Source organism: Mesorhizobium sp. LjRoot246 (assembly GCF_964254115.1).
GTDB lineage: Bacteria > Pseudomonadota > Alphaproteobacteria > Rhizobiales > Rhizobiaceae > Mesorhizobium.
Genome location: NZ_CAXUSN020000001.1, coordinates 2,257,522 through 2,274,170 on the forward strand (window position 1 = coordinate 2,257,522; position 16,649 = coordinate 2,274,170).

The following is a 16,649-nucleotide window of genomic DNA, read 5'->3' on the forward strand; positions in this document are numbered from 1 at the left end:
GGCAAGCAATGTCCGCGCCGCCATTGGCGGCGTGGACATCGAAATGAGGTTTCAGCAGCAAGGGCGTATGCATTTGGTTTCGGCGTTCAACACAAAGCAGATCGGCCATGTCGATTGCCCAGGCGGCGGCCAGGTCTGGGTCGACGGCAACATCCTCTATATCGGCCACATGCGGCCGCCGAGCGGCACGACGCTGGTCGACATTTCCGACCCGCGCAATCCGCGCAAGATAACGACGATCGATGTCCCGCCCGGCTGGCACTCGCACAAGGTGCGCGCCAAGGACGGGCTGATGATCATCAACCACGAGCGCTTTGGCGATGCCGGCCCGGCCGATTTCGGCGGCGGACTGGCGCTCTACGACACCACCAAGCCGGCACAGCCCAAGCTCATCTCGAAATGGATTACCGGCGGCAAAGGCGTCCACCGCTACGACTTCGACGGCCGCTACGTCTACATCTCGCCGACCGCCGACGGTTATGTCGGCAATATCGTGATGATCCTCGACCTGATCGATCCCACGAAGCCGGTCGAGGTCGGACGCTGGTGGATACCCGGCCAATGGACCGGCGGCGGCGAAGAATACCCCTGGCATGACTATGTCACGCCGCGTTGCCACCATCCGCTGCGCATGGGCGACCGGCTCTATGTCAGCTACTGGCATCACGGCCTGTTCATCCTCGACATTTCGGACATCACCAAGCCGAAGCTGGTCTCGCACGTCAATTCGAGCCCGAGCTTTCCGCATCCCACCCACACCTGCCTGCCGATTCCACAGCCGCTCAAGGGTCGCAACATCATGGTGGTGGCGGATGAGGACGTCGCCAAGCTTCGGCCATCGCCGCCGGCCTTCACGTGGATCTACGACATCACCGACGAGACCAACCCGTTGCCGATCTCGACCTTCCAGGTGCCGGGCCTCGACACGGACGGTTCACCGCAGCCGCAGATGACCGGCTGCCATCAGCCTTCCGAACGGTTCAAGGGCACGATCATTCCGTTTGCATGGTTCGCGCAGGGGCTGCGGCTGGTCGACATCGCCGATCCGTTCGCGCCGAAGGAAGTCGGCCATTTCATGCCCGACGCGCCGGAGGGTGCGGAGCGTTCCTCGTCCAACGACGTGACCATCGACGACCGTGGCATCGTCTACCTGATTGATCGCATCCGCGGCGTAGACATCATCGAAACCAGCGTTCTCTAGGAGCAGGCATTGAGCGACAGCGCGCGAAAATCCGCTAGCCACTACGCCATCGGCAACAAGAACCCGAACCTGCCGTTTCATCCGGCGGTGCGTGCCGGCGATTTCATCTTCGTCTCGGGCCAGGTGCCGAAGGACGAGAACAACAACATGATCAGCGGCACGATCGAGGAGGAGACGCTGGCCACGCTGAAGACCATCGCGCGCGTCATCGCGCATGAAGGCGCGACGCTGTCGGATGTGGTGCGGATCACCACCTATCTCGAGGATACGCGCGATTTCGGTCGCTACAACAAGGCGTTCCTCGAAGGGATCGGCGACGCCGTCCTGGCGCGCACGACCGTCGAGGCAAAGGCGGTTATCAACACCAAGATCGAAATGGACGCCATCGTCTACAAGCCGCTGCCGGCGGGCAAGTAGGCCTTGGACACAATCGAGGAGACGACATGTACAAGCTGTTAGGCCGCCAGACATCAGGTAACGTCCAGAAGGTGCTCTTCATGCTCGAAGAGCTTGGGGCATCCTACAAGCGCGAGGACTATGGCCGCCAGTTCGAGAACACCCAGACGGCGGAATACAAGGCGCTCAACCCGACCTCCAAGGTGCCGACGCTGGTCGACGGCGACACCGTAGTCTGGGAGTCCAACACCATCCTGCGTTATCTCGCGGCATTCGGCGGCGAACATTTGAATGGCGCCACGCCGGCGGAAAAGACCGAGGTCGAGCGCTGGATGGACTTCCTGCTGGCGGCGGTCAATCCCGGCTACCTGGCGGCCTTCAAGGGAGCCAAGCTCACGCCCGAGGAGCAGACCGCCGAGTATAAGGAACAAGTGAAGGACCTTGTCGCGCAGCTCAAGATCATCGACGGCCACCTGGCCGGCAAGGATTTCCTGGCGCTCGGCAAGCTGACCCTTGCCGACATCGCTTGCGCGCCGATCCTGAAGCGCTGCGTCGACTTCAAGATCGACCGGCCGTCGATGCCCAATCTGGAACGCTGGGTGGCCGCGATTGCCGCTCGGCCGGCCTTCAAGGCGGCAACCACTGCTGCTCCCGCAAAGGCAGCATGATGATCAAGCGCGCCGCTCTCATCGGACTGGGAACGATGGGTCCAGGCATCGCCGCGCGGCTCTCGCGCGGCGGGCTCGATGTCACGGCGTATGATGTTTCGCAGGCGTCGGTCGAGCGTGCCCGCGGCATGCTTGATCTCGCCGGCGGCGTGCTCGACCGTCTCGACATCAAGGCGCCCGGGACGGGCGCAGGCAGCGTACGCTTCGTCGAGACGATCGCCGAGGCCGTCGACGGCGCCGAACTGGTCATCGAGAATGTGCCCGAGAATATCGACATCAAGGCACAGACCTATCGTGACATCGATCCGCTGATCGGCCCGTCCGTCATCGTCGCTTCCGATACATCGGGCATCCCGATCACCAAGCTGCAGGCGCATATCTCGCACCCCGAGCGGATGGTCGGCATGCACTGGTCGAACCCGCCGCACATCATACCGATGATCGAGGTGATCGGCGGCGAAAAGACCGCGCCTGAAACCGTGGCGACGATCCGCGACCTGATCCGCTCGATCGGCCTGCTGCCGGTGGTGGTGAAGAAGGACGTTCCGGGCTTCGTCGAGAACCGCGTGCTCTATGCGCTGCTGCGCGAGGCGGTCGACCTTGTCGAGCGCGGCGTCATCGAGCCGGAGGATCTCGACACCTGCGTGTCCTGGGGCATCGGCTACAAGATCGCCGTCATCGGCCCGATGGCGCTGCTCGATATGGCGGGGCTGGATATCTACAAGTCCGTCTCGTCCTTCCTCAATGCCGATCTCTCAAACCGCGACGATGTCGCGCCAATGGTGCTGGAGAAGACGGCTGCGTCGAAGTTCGGCATCAAGTCGGGCGAGGGCATGTTCTCCTACACGCAAGAGCAGACCAAGGCGCTGCAAGGCGAACGGGCGCGCAAGCTCGTCGCGATACGGCGCATCCTGGAAGGCCGGGAGTAGCCAATGTCAAACGGTTCGCAGAGGGCCAGCCGGTTTGGGGAGTTCCACCGGTCGGCTGTTTGTGTGACGGGCGCTTTCGCAATCAAGATGGCGCAGATGCGGCCGACGAGAGCGCGCGGGGCGGCAAGCCATGCGCATTGAAACCATCCGAGCCGCCGGCGACAGGCCGGCCCATATCCGCCATGACGATCTGATCTCCGCCAAAGGCGTTTCGGTGGTCATCGCCCGGCAGCTGATCCTGAGCAATATCGATCTTTCGGTGCCCAAGGGATCGTTTGTCTCCCTTATCGGTCCTTCCGGTTGCGGCAAGAGCACCTTGCTCAAGGTGCTGGCCGGGCTGGTGCAGCCGACCCAGGGCAGCGTTTCGATTGCCGGGCTCGCGCCGGTCGAGGCGGCGCGCAAGCGCATGATCGGCCTCGTCTTTCAGGACGCCAACCTGCTCCCCTGGAAGAACGCCGTCGACAATGCCTCGATGCTGCTCGGCATCGCCGACAAGTCGCTGTCGCGCTCGGATTTGCGGGCGCGCGGGCAAGAGATGCTGGAGCTGGTGGGACTGGGCGATAGCGCCCACAAGCGCCCGAACGAGCTGTCGGGCGGCATGCGGCAGCGGGTCGCCATCGCACGGGCTCTGGCGCTCGACCCGGCGGTTTTGCTTATGGACGAACCGTTCGGCGCACTCGATGCCATCACCCGCGATTCGATGGGTCAGTCGCTGCTGGAGATCTGGCAGCGTACCGGCAAGACGATCGTGCTCGTCACCCATTCCATCGACGAGGCCATCCATCTGTCGCGTCATGTTCACGTTCTGGGAATCAAGCCGGGGCGGATCACCGAGAGCCTCGACATTGCGCTGCCTTACCCGCGCGACCTGTCAGTCACCGAAGATCCGGAGTTCGTCCGGCTGGTGGTTCAGTTGCGAACGATGCTGCGCTCCAGCCATCAACCGGGAGGCGCGTCTTGAGCGACCAACCCATCACCGACCTGTCCGAGCCGCGGCTCGCCTCCAACTGGAGTGCGGCGACCGGCAGTTGGCTGCCGGCGGTCATCCTGCTGCTGGTGACGATCGTGCTGTGGGAAGCCGCCGTGCGGATCTTTGCCATATCCGCTTTCATCATTCCCGCCCCTTCCGAGATCGCGAAGTCGCTGGTCGCGCAATGGGGCACGCTGATGCAGGCGACGCTGGTGACGGCGGGCGAGATTCTGTTCGGCTTCCTGGTGTCGGTCGTGGTCGGCATTGCCATTGCGCTGGTCATCGTGCGCTTCGGCTGGTTGGGAAGGGCGCTATACCCCTTGGTGGTGCTGTTCCAGAACGTGCCCAAGGTGGCTCTCGCGCCGATCTTCATCCTCTGGTTCGGCTATGGGCTGGCGCCCAAGATCGGCCTGATCCTGGTCATCGCCTTCTTTCCGGTGACGCTCTCCATGCTGGCGGGCATGCAATCGGTCGACCGCTCGCTGCTGTCGCTGATGAATTCCGTCGGGGCCAGCCCGACGCAGATCCTGTTCAGGATCCGCGTTCCGCACTCCCTGCCGAACCTGATGGCCGGAACCAAGATCGCCGCCACGTTGAGCGTGATCGGCGCCATCGTCGGCGAATTTGCCGGGGCGTCGGATGGTCTTGGCTACGTCATCCAGTTCGCTTCGACCCAGCTCGATACGGCGCTTGTCTTCGCAGCGCTGCTGCTCGTTTCCGTGCTTGGCATCGCCTTCTACTACGCCGCCGAAATTCTCGAACGCATCGTGGTGCCGTGGGCGCCGAAATTCAGCCAGTCCTAGATCGGGTCCATCAACCAAATTCACAAAAAGGGAACAAAAAATGCTGAGACGTTCACTTATCAAGGCCGCTGGCTTCGCGGCGTTTGTCGCGGCACTCGGCTTCTCCGGCGCGGCTCTGGCGGCCGACAAGGTCAACGTCCAGCTCGATTGGGTGGTGCGCGGCAATCACGCCATGTTCTTCGTCGGCAAGGAAAAGGGCTTCTTTGCCAAGAACGACATCGATGTGGCCGAGATCCGAAAGGGGTCGGGCTCGCCGGACGCAATGCGGCTGGTTGGCAATGAGAACGCGGATTTCGGGTTCGGCGATCTTCCCACGCTTGCCGTCGCACGGTCGCAGAATGTTCCGGTCGTGGCGCTGGCGGCCGTCAACCAGCACTCGCCGCTGGGGATCATTTCCCTGGCCAAGACATTGAAGCTCGCCAAGCCGTCCGATCTCAAGGGATTGACCATCGGCATTCATCCGGCCGGCTCCACCTACATCTTCTTCAAGGGTTTCCTGGCCGCCAACGGCCTGACCGAAAAGGACATGACGCTGAACAGCGTCTCGCCGCCCTATGAAAGCTATTTGCTGCTCGGCCGGGTTCAGACGGTCGTCGGCTATATCGACGCCGAGGTTCCCGAGCTGGAGGCCAAGGCGGGAGGCTCCGGCTCGCTCAGCATCATGATGGGGGCGGACTACGGCTGGAAGGCTTATGGCTCGGGCCTGTTCACGTCGCAGGCGATGATCAAGGACAAGCCTGACGTCGTGCGCCGCTTCGTCAAGGCATACAGGGAGGCTTTCGACTATGTCGTGGCTCATCCGGAAGAGGCTGCAGAGATCACGGCCAAGGCTGCGCCCGGCTATGCTGACAAGAAGGGTGTGCTGCTGGCGCAGATCAACGCCGACATCGCATCGACGTTCACCAGCCCCGATACCAAGGAGCACGGTCTCGGCTGGATGACGAAGACGCAGTGGGAGGAGACCTTGAAGACGCTGACGGATCAGGGCGTGCTCAAGGCGGCTCTGTCGGCGGACGATGTCTTCACCGACACATTCCTGGCGAAGGAATAAGGGGCGCGCGATGTTCGAATGGACGCAGCGATGAGCGCCTACCGGCAGACCAGACTGTCCTGCGCCATGGCGCAGGACACGTCGCGCTCGCCTTTCGCTGCATCGGCGCGGTCGAGCGTGACCTGTACCCTTGTGGCATACGCCCGACCCGACAGGCCGCACCAAAGCCGCTCGACAGGCAAGTTCTCGCGCTTGTCGTTGAGGATCGTGAACGTGCCGGTCTTCGCATCGAACCAGAGTTCGATGCGAGCCTTCTTGCCCGGTTCGACCGTTGCGATCCCGGCTGAATACCAGTGGGCGAAGTCGGCGTTGCAGGAGAGGTCTTCGCCACCCGCATTCGAAATCGTCAGCGGCACCATGTCGAGCCCGTCAGTGCCGGTGCGGACGGTGACATGGTGCAACTCAACCGCGTTGGCGAAGGACGACAACGCCAGCATCACCGGAAGGGCGTAACGGATCTTCACTTTGTCTGAGCTCCATATGTAATTTTTCCTAGGCAGTCTATCTCGCTTTCGCGCAATAACAATAAGAATATTGATTGGTAAAACAACAGAGAGGGTAACATGTTAAAGCTTCTTAAGAGCAGTGTAAGTGCATTTATATTGAGCGGCGTCTTGTTGGGCGGCGCGCTTGCCGGCGAGGTCAAGTCGATCGCCATCCTGACGCCCGAAGAAGGCACGGATTATGGCTGGAACCAGCAAGGCATCGACGCCGCCAAGGCGGCGGGCAAAGCCGCCGGCGTCGAAGTGGTCGTGGCCCAGGGCCTCGGCTATGGTGATGTTCGTCCGACTTTGCGGGAACTTGCATCCGATGGCGCCAGCTTGCTGATCGCCCACGCCAGCGGCTACAACACCTCGGCGCCCGAAATCGCCAAGGAATTGAAAGTTCCGGTGGCGATCGTCGACACACCGACCGGCCTGGAGAAGGGCCTTGTCGCCGACTACACGCTGAGCGGCCACGAGGGCGCTTATCTCGCCGGCCGTCTCGCCGCCAAGGTGTCGCGTTCAAAGTCGGTCGGCATCGTGGTGTCGGGCGAACCGCCTTCGTGGAATTCGCAATCGGCGGCGTTCGCGCAGGGCGTGAAGGCGGAAAACCTGGACGTCAAGATCACATATGCGGTGATCGGCCCGGCTGCCTACAGCGATGCGGCCGGCGGCAAGCGCGTCACCGAAAGCGTGATCGCATCGGGCGCCGACATCATCTTCGGCCAGGGCAACGGTTCGAGCTTCGGCATGCTGCAGGCGGTCGAGACGACCAAGGCAGGCGATGGCGGCAAGGTCTATTTCATCGACGTCATCGGCGACAAGTCGCCGATCGACAAGGGCTTCCTGCTGTCGTCGGTGGTGTGGAACATCGAGCCGGTCTATGCGGCGATGATTGCCGACCTGAAGGCCGACACGTTCGGAACCAAACACTATACGATCGGCCTCAAGGACGACTCGGTCAAGCTGCTGAAGACCGCCGCGATCCCGGACAATGTCTGGGCCGAGATCCAGACGCTGCGCGAAGACGTCATTTCCGGCAAGGTCAAGATCGAACCGGTCTATGACGCGGCCGCCGTCAGGGCGTTGATGACAAGCGTCGCCCAGTAAGGCGATCACGGTCGGCTGCCGGAGGGGTGATCCGTTCACCCCTCCGGACGATTCCCAATTTTTAATGCTGGGCTTTCATGAGCGGTTTTTCTTCATCGTCCATTGCGGGGCGCGACATCGTCGCGCTTGAAGGCGTGACCAAACGGTTTCCCGGCATCGTTGCCAATGACAGCGTCGACCTGTCGATCCGCCCGGGCGAAGTGCATGTGCTGCTGGGCGAGAACGGCGCTGGAAAATCGACATTGATCGGCATGTTGTCCGGCCTGCAGCAGCCGGACGAAGGACGCATACTGGTCGACGGCAAACCGACGCCGATCACCTCGCCGCGCCATGCGCTGGCACTCGGGATCGGCACGGTATTCCAGCACATGATGCTGGTGCCGACGCTGACGGTGGCGGAAAACCTCCTGCTTGGCGGACCGTGGTGGCAGCGCCCCAGGACCGAGGAACTGGCGGCGCGGGTCGCGGAGATCACCAGCACGCTCGGCATCACCGTCAAGCTGCAGGCCAAGGTATCGGAGCTCTCGCTCGGCGAGCAGCAGCAGGTCGAGATCCTGCGCGCGATGTTGCGCAACAGCCGGTTGCTCATCCTTGACGAGTCCACCTCCATGCTGACGCCGAAAGGCATCGACGAACTGGGCGCGCTGATGCGCCGCCTGGTCGAGCAGGGCCTGGCGATCGTCTTCATCACCCACAAGCTCAAGGAGGCGGCGGCCTTCGGCGATCGCATCTCGGTGCTGAAGCTCGGCCGCAAGGTCGGCGAGATCCCGCCCGAGCGGTTTCGTGTGCTGGGAGAGCAGGAGATCGTCTCGGAGATCGTGGAATTGATGTTCGGTAAGCAGAAGGATGATCCGGAAGCCGTCGAGCGTCCGGTCCGCACCGCCCGAGCCGAAGCGGCTCCACTGCTTCAGGTCGCGGATCTGGCGGTCGCGCCGACAGACAATGCACCGGGCCTGTCGTCGATCTCCTTCGACATCCGCCCGGGCGAGATCCTGGGCATAGCCGGCATCGACGGCAACGGCCAGAAGCAGCTGGCGGAAGCGCTGGCTGGCCAGCGCGCGGCTACCAGCGGCTCGGTACGGCTGGACGGCGTCGCCATCGAGACGCTGAGCGTCGGCGAGCGCCGCCGGCGGGGCCTTCGCTACCTGACCGACGACCGGTTGGGCGAGGGTACTGTCGGGACCTTCCCGGTCTCGATCAACTTCTTCCTCAAGCAGGTCGGCGCCGCCCCGTTGTGGCGCAACGGCGTTGAGCAGCGCGCGGAGATCGATAGGCGCGCCGCCCAGCTTGTGCGCGAATACGACGTGCGCACGCCGAGCCTGAGGACGCCTGTCGCGCGGCTGTCCGGCGGCAATATCCAGAAGGTGCTTCTGGCACGCGAACTGGCGGAGGGCGCCAAGGTGGTGATCTTCAACAAGCCGACCTATGGGCTCGACCTTGCCAACACATTGGCGGCGCGCCAGCGCATCCGCGACACGGCAGCGCGTGGCCTTGCCGTGCTGCTGATCTCCACCGACCTCGAGGAATTGCTTGGTATGTGCGACCGTATCGCCGTCATGGCAAACGGCGCTTTGGTCGGCACCGTCGAGAATGCCGACGACGCCCGAACCAAGGTCGGTCGCCTGATGATCGGACTTGCCGCATGAGCATCGACACCGCACCCTCCGTCAGTGCTACCGCACTCGATGCCACGAGCGGGGCGGCGACGCGCCGCGACATCGCGCATCGGCTGCTGATGACACTCGGGCCGATCCTCATCGCTCTCATCATCGCCGGCTGTATCCTGCTTGCGGTCGGCGTCGACCCGCTCGCCTATTACGGCTTCGTGCTGGAGAAGGGACTGTTCTCGCCGCTCGGCATCCAGCAGACGCTGACGCGCATGGCGCCGCTGCTGTTTCTTGCCGCCGGCCTGATCGTGGCCTTTCGCGCCGGCATGTGGAATCTCGGCGGCGACGGGCAGTTCCTGCTCGGCGCGGTGACGGCGGCGGCCAGCGCTCCCGTGTTCGTCCAGATCATGCCGTCCTGGCTGGCGCTGATCTGCTCGTTCCTCATCGCCATGGTGGTGGCGATGATCTGGTCGCTGGTGCCGGCTCTGCTGCGTGCCTATCAGGGCGTCAACGAGATCATCACCACGCTGATGATGACGTTCCTCGGCACCTCGCTCGCCAATGTGCTGGTCAAGCTGGCGTTTCGCGACCCAAACACGACCGTGCCGCAGACCCGTACGCTGCCGGTGGAGGACCGGCTGCCGCGCCTGTTCGAAACCACCATCACCAGTGGCCTGGTGCTTGGGCTGGCGGCGATCATCATCGTGCATCTGGTGATGACGCGCACGGCGTTCGGGCTGAAGCTGAGGATAGTCGGCGCCAATCCGCGCGCGGCGGTCCACTCGGGGCTGGGCGTCCCCGGCCTGACCGTTGCCGTCTTCGCCATTTCGGCGGGGCTTGCCGGGCTTGCGGGCGCCGTCGACATCATCGGCGTCCAGGGCAATGTCCGCGCCGACTGGAATCCCGCCTACGGGCTTGCGGTGATACCTGCTGTCTTTCTCGCCCGCATGAACGGCTTTGCAGCCATCGGTTTCGTCTTCCTGCTTTCGGTGCTTTCGATCGGCGGCGAGAGCGCGGCCCGGCGGCTCGGTGTGCCCAATCATTTCACGCTGGTGCTGGTTTCCATCGTGCTGATCGTACTCGCGCTCGCCGAATATTTCGATCATCGGTTCAATCAGTCGCGGAGGGCCTAGGACATGACCGGGCTGTTCAGCGAAGTCTTTCTCAGCGCGCTGCTGTTCGGCGCCGTTACCGCGGCGATCCCGCTGCTGCTTGCCGGGCTCGGCGAGCAGATCTCGGAGAAGGCGGGTGTGCTCAATATCGGCATCGAAGGCATGATGCTGGCCGGCGCCTATCTTGGCTTTGTCGGCGCTTTCTATTCCGGATCGCTGTGGCTGGGCTTTCTCACCGGTGCCGCCGGCGGCGGCGCCGTGGCGCTTGTCATGGCGTTGCTTTGCGTGCGCATCGGGCTGAACCAGATCGTCATCGGCATCGCGCTGACGCTCGGACTGGAAGGCCTGACGGCACTGCTCCACCATTTCCAGTTCTCACGCAGCTACCCCCGCCTGCCGGCGGCGGATGCGACCGTCATTCCGCTGCTGTCGGATATTCCGGTCATCGGGCCTGCATTCTTCAAACATCATCTGATCGTCTATCTGGCGGTCGCGCTGGTTTTCGGCATGGGTTACATCTACCGGCGCACGCAGCTGGGCCTCAACCTGCAGGCCGCCGGCGACAAGCCGGCCGCGCTCGATGTCGCGGGCATCGATGTCGTGCGGACCCGCACCATCGCCGTATTGACGACCGGCGCGCTGGCCGGGCTCGGCGGCGCCTATCTTGCCAATGTCGGGGCGGGGCTGTTCATTCCCTTCATTACCAATGGCGCGGGCTTTCTCGGCATCGTGCTGGCCATGCTGGCGCGCGGCCGCCCGATCTGGGTGCTGTTCGGCGCGTTGCTGTTCGGCGTCTGCCTGTCGCTGACGACGGCCATGCAGGTGGCCGGCATCAACATACCGACCGACATCATCCAGATGCTGCCGTTCCTGGCGGTGATGATCATGCTGGTGCTGTTTGGCCGGCGCGCCAGCCTGCCGGCAGCGCTCGGCATTCCATACGAGCGCGGTGCGCGCTGAGCACAATTCATGCGCGGACGGGACCCGCGCCAATAAAGGAGGCAAGAATGTCGGATACCAAGGTCTACCTGCTCGACGGCGGCTCGCTCGTTCTCGACGGCTACCACGTGTTCTGGAATCGCGGCCCTGGCGGCGAAGTGCGCTTCCCCGTTTATTCGATCCTGATCGAACATGCCGAAGGCCGTTTCCTGATCGATACCGGCTACGACTATGACCATGTGATGAAGGTGCTGCCGTTCGAAAAGCCGATCCAGGAAAAGCACCAGACCATCCCCGGCGCGCTCGCGCTGCTCGGGCTCGAGCCGAAGGACATCGACGTCGTCGTCAATTCGCATTTCCACTTCGACCATTGCGGCGGCAACAAGTATTTTCCGCATGCCAAGAAGATCTGCCACCGGACCGAGGTGCCGCAGGCCTGCAATCCCGAGCCTTTCGAGCATCTCGGCTATTCCGATCTGAGCTTTTCGGCGGAGGCTGCGGAAGCGCGTGGCGCGACCGGACAATTGCTCCCGGGAACGACACCGGCGAATTCGACCTTCGAGGGCATCGATGGCGACGTCGACCTTGCCAAGGGCGTCCGGCTGATCGCGACGCCCGGTCATTCGATCGGCCATTACAGCCTGCTGGTCGAGTTTTCCAAGCGCAAGCCGATCATGTTCACGATCGACGCGGCCTATACGCAAAAGAGCCTTGAGACGCTGTGCCAGGCGGCCTTCCACATCGACCCGGTGGCGGGCGTCAATTCGATGCGCAAGGTGAAGAAATTAGCGGAGGACCATGGCGCCGAGCTGATGTACTCGCACGACATGGATAACTTCAGGACCTACAGGACAGGCACGCAATTCTACGGCTGATCGCCGCCAATCGGGAGACAGAACGATGCGCTATCTCGAACACGCCGATCCGGTCATCACCCTGACCGCTGGGCCGGTGAACGCCTATGCCGAAGTGCTGCGCGGTCTCGGGCGCACGGTGCTCTACGACTACGACCCGGCGTTCCAACTCTTTTACGAGAAGGTTGTCGACAAGGCGCAGAAGGCGATGCGGCTGTCGAACAAGCCGGTCATCCTGCATGGCGAGCCGGTACTTGGCCTGGAGGCCGCCGCGGCCTCGCTGATCGCGCCCGACGATGTCGTGCTCAACCTTGCCTCCGGCGTATACGGCAAGGGGTTTGGCTATTGGGCGAAGCGCTATTCGCCACATCTGCTTGAGATCGAGGTGCCTTACAACGAGGCGATCGATCCGCAAGCGGTCGAGGCGATGCTAAAAGAGCATCCGGAGATCACCGTCGTTTCCGTCTGCCACCACGACACGCCGTCCGGCACCATCAATCCGATCGACGCCATCGGTGCATTGGTTTCGGCGCATGGCGGTTATCTCATCGTCGATGCCGTCTCGTCCTTTGGCGGCATGAAGACGCATCCCGAGGATTGCAAGGCCGATATCTATGTCACAGGCCCGAACAAATGCCTGGGCGCACCTCCCGGCCTGACGATGATGGGCGTCAGCGAGCGGGCCTGGGCCAAGATGAAGGGCAACGAGGCAGCCCCCCGCGCGTCGATGCTGAGCATCGTCGACTGGGAGAATGCGTGGTCGCGGGACAAGCCGTTTCCGTTCACGCCGTCGGTCTCGGAGATCAACGGGCTCGATGTCGCGCTCGACCTCTATCTCAATGAGGGGCCGGAGGCGGTGTGGGCTCGCCACGCGCTCACCGCCAAGGCCATGCGCGCCGGCGTCGCCGCCATGGGCCTGTCGATCTGGGCTGCCAGCGACACGATCGCGTCGCCGACCACGACCGCCGTCCGCACGCCCGAAGGCGTCGACGAGAAGGCGCTTCGCCAAGCCGCGCGCGCCCGCTACGGCGTGGTGTTTTCGTCGGGGCGCGGCGAGACATTGGGGAAGCTGACACGCATCGGCCATATGGGACCGACCGCCCAGCCGATCTATGCGATCACGGCGCTGACGGCACTTGGCGGCGCCATGAACGCGGCCGGCCAGAAACTGGCGGTCGGCAAGGGTATCGACGCGGCACTGGCCGTGATCGACGCCGACGCCTGAACAGACATCACCACGCATTGAGGGAGCATTTTCATGACTGAACGGCTTGCAGGAAAGACGGCCCTGGTTACGGGCGCCGCGCAGGGCATCGGCAAGGCGATCGCCGCGCGGCTTGCCGCCGACGGGGCAACCGTCATCGTCAGCGACATCAATGCCGAAGGCGCCAAGGCGGCGGCCGCGGCGATAGGCGGGAAGGCGAGGGCGATCGCCGCCGACATTTCCGATCCGGCATCCGTCAAAGCACTCTTCGCGGAAATCCAGGTCCTGACCGGGGGCATCGATATCCTGGTCAACAATGCTAGCATCGTGCCGTTCGTCGCCTGGGACGATGTCGATCTCGACCATTGGCGCAAGATCATCGACGTCAACCTGACTGGCACCTTCATCGTCAGCCGCGCCGGCACCGACCAGATGCGCGCAGCGGGCAAGGCCGGACGGGTGATCAGCATCGCATCCAACACTTTCTTTGCCGGCACGCCGAACATGGCGGCCTATGTCGCGGCCAAGGGCGGCGTCATCGGCTTCACCAGGGCGCTCGCCACAGAGCTCGGCAAATACAACATCACCGCCAACGCGGTGACGCCCGGCCTGATCGAGAGCGACGGCGTCAAGTCGAGCCCGCACAACGAGGCGTTCGGTTTCGTCGAGATGCTTCAGGCGATGAAAGGTAAAGGGCAGCCGGAACACATTGCCGATGTGGTTTCGTTCCTGGCCTCCGACGATGCGCGCTGGATCACCGGCCAGACGCTCAATGTCGACGCCGGGATGGTGCGCCACTAGAACGCGTCGCGCCTCAAACCACTGTTCACTTTTGGGCGATTTACATTGGTCGCAACAGTGGACGGACGGGGCGCAAGGCCACGCGCTCAACCCGCGCTACTTGAAACTTGCCTTTGCGTTCTTCCTGGCGATCACAGCCGGGCCTCATCCACACGGTGAAAGCTCCGTGTTCCCAAATACGCGTTCCCCATCATCGGCGTAAGACCGGTGGCGCGGCAGGCTGGAATGCCATGCCGCGGGTCGCTTCACCAGGGTTGCCGCGATCCCGACCGATGCCGTAGACACTGCGAACCGTGATCAGCGTTTTTTGAGATTGGTGAAGAGAAGCACATGCCAAAGTCGATGAAAGTCATCTCCACCGCCAGGTCGCACGGCGGCGTGCAAGGCGTCTATTCCCACGCTTCGGATGCCTGCGCCTGCGACATGAATTTTGCCGTTTTCGTGCCGCCGCAGGCTCGTGAAACCCCTTGCCCGGTGGTCTGGTATCTCTCCGGCCTGACTTGCACCCATGCCAATGTGATGGATAAGGGCGAGTACAGACAGATGGCCGCGGAGCTCGGCCTGATCGTCGTCTGTCCCGACACCAGTCCACGCGGTGCCGACATTCCCGACGAGAAGGACAATTGGCAGTTTGGCAGCGGCGCCGGCTTCTACGTCGACGCGACACAGGAGCCTTATGCGAAGAACTATCGCATGTACTCCTACATCAGTGAGGAGCTGCCGGCCCTGATCGCCCGCGAGTTTCCAGCCGATATGGCGCGTCAGGCAATCCTTGGCCACTCGATGGGTGGTCACGGTGCGCTGACGATTGCGTTGAAAAATCCTGGGCGCTTCAGGAGCTGCTCCGCGTTCGCGCCGATCGTGCAGCCAAGCACCGCCGGCTGGTCGAGGCCGGCCTTCGAGAAGTATCTCGGCAAGGACGAGGCTTCATGGCGGAGCTATGACGCCACCGCGCTTGTCGAGGATGGGCGCCGTTTCCCCGAGTTTCTCATCGACCAGGGCACGTCGGACGGGTTTCTCAACGATGGACTGAGGCCATGGCTTCTGGAAGCGGCCTGCGCCAAGGCCGGCATTCCGCTGACACTGCGCATGCAGGACGGCTACGATCATTCGTACTTCTTCATTTCGACATTCATGGGCGACCATCTGAAATGGCATGCGGAACGGCTTGCATAAGCCGAGGTCCGAGCGATGTGCTCGGACCGTCCAGGCGAGGAAGAGTAGCAGGATCTTGACAATGTCGGCCGCCGGCGCCGCCCATGACGCCAGGCGGAGCGGGTCATGCTTTCTTGCGCGGTTTGGGATACCTATTCTGTCGGGGAAGCGACGGATATCAAGACAGGCGGCAGGCGTGGCGCAACGATCGGGAAGTGCTGATCTCCCACTCAGCCCATTGATGACGATATTGCTGTCGGCCTTGGCGATCAGGTCCAGCACTTGCGCCTTTGTCGGCGCGCTTGAGCCGTCTCCCAGCCGAACGGCGCCTTCAAGGCCGTCATAGTCGCCCTCAGGATCGAAGACGCAGAATTGAAAACGGCTCTCGACAAAGCGTTCCGTCAGCGCGGTGGCCAAGGTGGATTTGCCAATGCCCGAACTGCCGGCGATCAGCACCGTGTCGGTCGGCGACAGATAGACCTCATTGCCACCGACGGAGCCCAAAACAATGCCATCATGATGCTTCGGCACGATCTCGTGATCGCGCTTGATCAGCCTGTCGATCAGTTCCTCCACACCTTTCCCGCGGGCGCCACGCGTGATCAGATCCGCCGTGTTCTTGACCGCGGGAATTGCATTGTCGACGGCAACGCTGCAGCCACAGGCCTGCAGGAAGGCATGGTCGTTCTCGGCGTCTCCGACACCAACCACATTGTGTGGCGACAGCCGAAGGTCCTGAAGTGCTGCAGCCAGTCCGGTGGCTTTATTGATGCCACTCGGCAGGATCATCACCGCGCCCTTGTTGAAGATGATTTCCAGCTCCAGCCCCAGTTTCTTGATGACCTCGAGCACGGTGGCCTGATGCGGCTCCCAGGTCGCGACGATCGCCCGCCCGACTGAAAGCGGCTTGACGCCCTGCTTCTTCAGCCTGGCGACGAATTTTGGCTCGGGCGGCGGTGAAATCACCCGTTCGTCCTCGCTGGCCGGTGTGTAGATCAGCGCTCCATTCTCGGCCACGACCTTGTCGAACAGGCCGATGTCGGGAAAGACGCCCTTCAAATCGGGCAGCTCTCGCCCGGTGACGAAAACCAGCTTGCGGCCGCTTTTCTTGAACCGCTCAAGAGCGCCGAGCGTCTTCCTGGAGACGATCCCGTCATGAGCCAACGTGCCGTCATAGTCCGTCGCCAACGCAATGAAATACATTCTGTCGACCTCTCCCGGTTCCGGTTCGCGCTCCGGTTAGAACGTGTGATCGAGACAAAGGCTCCCCATCGGAGGTGGATCGCAGGGTTTCGAGAAGGGGTGACGTTTCAATGCGAAATCAGGAACCCCTCTGGTGCCGGCACGTTGACCAGGCAAGCCGGGAG

At 62.9% G+C, this 16,649-nt stretch carries 16 protein-coding genes and 1 pseudogene; 15 read left to right on the forward strand and 2 right to left on the reverse strand.

Annotated features, from left to right (window positions below; all coding sequences use genetic code 11):
- The first annotated feature begins 67 nt into the window (after window positions 1-67).
- The 7 genes from ACSQ3L_RS10820 to ACSQ3L_RS10850 all read left to right on the forward strand — a co-directional run bounded on the left by ACSQ3L_RS10820 (window position 68) and on the right by ACSQ3L_RS10850 (window position 6,018).
- The gene (locus tag ACSQ3L_RS10820) at window positions 68-1,201 is read left to right on the forward strand and encodes an LVIVD repeat-containing protein (RefSeq protein ID WP_436159933.1); all 1,134 of its coding nucleotides are present in this window, start codon (window positions 68-70) and stop codon (window positions 1,199-1,201) included.
- Window positions 1,202-1,210: 9 nt separating this feature from the next.
- On the forward strand, window positions 1,211-1,618 hold the full coding sequence (locus ACSQ3L_RS10825) for a RidA family protein (protein ID WP_436159934.1): 408 nt from the start codon (window positions 1,211-1,213) through the stop codon (window positions 1,616-1,618).
- A 26-nt stretch (window positions 1,619-1,644) separates the two neighbouring features.
- Entirely contained in the window at window positions 1,645-2,265 is a 621-nt protein-coding gene (locus ACSQ3L_RS10830) for a glutathione S-transferase family protein (protein WP_436159935.1), read from the forward strand.
- Entirely contained in the window at window positions 2,265-3,194 is a 930-nt protein-coding gene (gene fhmpcd1, locus ACSQ3L_RS10835; RefSeq protein ID WP_436163410.1) for a 5-formyl-3-hydroxy-2-methylpyridine 4-carboxylate 5-dehydrogenase, read from the forward strand. Before ACSQ3L_RS10830 ends, fhmpcd1 begins: the two co-directional genes overlap by 1 nt.
- Window positions 3,195-3,324: 130 nt before the next feature.
- Entirely contained in the window at window positions 3,325-4,155 is an 831-nt protein-coding gene (locus ACSQ3L_RS10840) for an ABC transporter ATP-binding protein (protein WP_436159936.1), read from the forward strand.
- Window positions 4,152-4,967, forward strand: a complete 816-nt coding sequence (locus ACSQ3L_RS10845; RefSeq protein WP_436159937.1) for an ABC transporter permease — start codon at window positions 4,152-4,154, stop codon at window positions 4,965-4,967. The genes ACSQ3L_RS10840 and ACSQ3L_RS10845 overlap by 4 nt, the downstream gene beginning before the upstream one ends.
- Before the next feature lie 40 nt (window positions 4,968-5,007).
- On the forward strand, window positions 5,008-6,018 hold the full coding sequence (locus ACSQ3L_RS10850) for an ABC transporter substrate-binding protein (RefSeq protein WP_436159938.1): 1,011 nt from the start codon (window positions 5,008-5,010) through the stop codon (window positions 6,016-6,018).
- A gap of 38 nt (window positions 6,019-6,056) precedes the next feature.
- Here the strand turns inward: ACSQ3L_RS10850 and ACSQ3L_RS10855 are convergent, their stop codons facing one another.
- The gene (locus ACSQ3L_RS10855) at window positions 6,057-6,482 is read right to left on the reverse strand and encodes a hypothetical protein (protein ID WP_436159939.1); all 426 of its coding nucleotides are present in this window, start codon (window positions 6,480-6,482) and stop codon (window positions 6,057-6,059) included.
- Window positions 6,483-6,581: 99 nt separating this feature from the next.
- On the opposite strand from ACSQ3L_RS10855, the gene ACSQ3L_RS10860 reads away from it, so the two are divergent.
- From ACSQ3L_RS10860 to fghA, 8 genes are all read left to right on the forward strand, one after another.
- The gene (locus tag ACSQ3L_RS10860) at window positions 6,582-7,610 is read left to right on the forward strand and encodes a putative B6 ABC transporter substrate-binding protein (RefSeq protein ID WP_436159940.1); all 1,029 of its coding nucleotides are present in this window, start codon (window positions 6,582-6,584) and stop codon (window positions 7,608-7,610) included.
- Window positions 7,611-7,687: 77 nt separating this feature from the next.
- On the forward strand, window positions 7,688-9,256 hold the full coding sequence (locus ACSQ3L_RS10865; RefSeq protein WP_436159941.1) for a putative B6 ABC transporter ATP-binding protein: 1,569 nt from the start codon (window positions 7,688-7,690) through the stop codon (window positions 9,254-9,256).
- Window positions 9,253-10,350 carry a putative B6 ABC transporter permease subunit 2 gene (locus tag ACSQ3L_RS10870; protein ID WP_436159942.1) on the forward strand — a complete coding sequence of 366 codons (1,098 nt, stop codon included), beginning with the start codon at window positions 9,253-9,255 and terminating at the stop codon, window positions 10,348-10,350. Before ACSQ3L_RS10865 ends, ACSQ3L_RS10870 begins: the two co-directional genes overlap by 4 nt.
- Window positions 10,351-10,353: 3 nt before the next feature.
- Window positions 10,354-11,289 (forward strand): putative B6 ABC transporter permease subunit 1, encoded by a 936-nt coding sequence (locus ACSQ3L_RS10875; protein WP_436159943.1) that lies wholly within the window; start codon window positions 10,354-10,356, stop codon window positions 11,287-11,289.
- Window positions 11,290-11,336: 47 nt separating this feature from the next.
- Window positions 11,337-12,143, forward strand: a complete 807-nt coding sequence (gene pldA, locus ACSQ3L_RS10880) for a 4-pyridoxolactonase (protein ID WP_436159944.1) — start codon at window positions 11,337-11,339, stop codon at window positions 12,141-12,143.
- Between the two features lie 25 nt (window positions 12,144-12,168).
- Entirely contained in the window at window positions 12,169-13,347 is a 1,179-nt protein-coding gene (gene ppaT / locus ACSQ3L_RS10885; RefSeq protein ID WP_436159945.1) for a pyridoxamine--pyruvate transaminase, read from the forward strand.
- Between the two features lie 33 nt (window positions 13,348-13,380).
- The gene (pldH, locus tag ACSQ3L_RS10890) at window positions 13,381-14,127 is read left to right on the forward strand and encodes a pyridoxal 4-dehydrogenase, SDR-type (RefSeq protein WP_436159946.1); all 747 of its coding nucleotides are present in this window, start codon (window positions 13,381-13,383) and stop codon (window positions 14,125-14,127) included.
- A gap of 330 nt (window positions 14,128-14,457) precedes the next feature.
- Window positions 14,458-15,303, forward strand: a complete 846-nt coding sequence (fghA, locus tag ACSQ3L_RS10895; RefSeq protein WP_436159947.1) for an S-formylglutathione hydrolase — start codon at window positions 14,458-14,460, stop codon at window positions 15,301-15,303.
- Between the two features lie 201 nt (window positions 15,304-15,504).
- On the opposite strand, the pseudogene ACSQ3L_RS10900 reads toward fghA, so the two are convergent.
- A pseudogene (locus tag ACSQ3L_RS10900) lies at window positions 15,505-16,485 on the reverse strand (HAD-IIB family hydrolase); the annotation flags it as partial.
- Window positions 16,486-16,649: the final 164 nt, after the last annotated feature.

What these genes read in the sequence shown, in the direction of transcription:
- pldA (WP_436159944.1), top strand. Translation starts at nt 11,337, where the DNA reads ATGTCGGATACCAAGGTCTACCTGCTCGACGGCGGCTCGCTCGTTCTC.
- ppaT (WP_436159945.1), top strand. Translation starts at nt 12,169, where the DNA reads ATGCGCTATCTCGAACACGCCGATCCGGTCATCACCCTGACCGCTGGG.
- ACSQ3L_RS10860 (WP_436159940.1), top strand. Translation starts at nt 6,582, where the DNA reads ATGTTAAAGCTTCTTAAGAGCAGTGTAAGTGCATTTATATTGAGCGGC.
- fhmpcd1 (WP_436163410.1), top strand. Translation starts at nt 2,265, where the DNA reads ATGATCAAGCGCGCCGCTCTCATCGGACTGGGAACGATGGGTCCAGGC.
- ACSQ3L_RS10840 (WP_436159936.1), top strand. Translation starts at nt 3,325, where the DNA reads ATGCGCATTGAAACCATCCGAGCCGCCGGCGACAGGCCGGCCCATATC.
- ACSQ3L_RS10820 (WP_436159933.1), top strand. Translation starts at nt 68, where the DNA reads ATGCATTTGGTTTCGGCGTTCAACACAAAGCAGATCGGCCATGTCGAT.
- ACSQ3L_RS10875 (WP_436159943.1), top strand. Translation starts at nt 10,354, where the DNA reads ATGACCGGGCTGTTCAGCGAAGTCTTTCTCAGCGCGCTGCTGTTCGGC.
- ACSQ3L_RS10865 (WP_436159941.1), top strand. Translation starts at nt 7,688, where the DNA reads ATGAGCGGTTTTTCTTCATCGTCCATTGCGGGGCGCGACATCGTCGCG.
- pldH (WP_436159946.1), top strand. Translation starts at nt 13,381, where the DNA reads ATGACTGAACGGCTTGCAGGAAAGACGGCCCTGGTTACGGGCGCCGCG.
- ACSQ3L_RS10830 (WP_436159935.1), top strand. Translation starts at nt 1,645, where the DNA reads ATGTACAAGCTGTTAGGCCGCCAGACATCAGGTAACGTCCAGAAGGTG.
- ACSQ3L_RS10850 (WP_436159938.1), top strand. Translation starts at nt 5,008, where the DNA reads ATGCTGAGACGTTCACTTATCAAGGCCGCTGGCTTCGCGGCGTTTGTC.
- ACSQ3L_RS10870 (WP_436159942.1), top strand. Translation starts at nt 9,253, where the DNA reads ATGAGCATCGACACCGCACCCTCCGTCAGTGCTACCGCACTCGATGCC.
- fghA (WP_436159947.1), top strand. Translation starts at nt 14,458, where the DNA reads ATGCCAAAGTCGATGAAAGTCATCTCCACCGCCAGGTCGCACGGCGGC.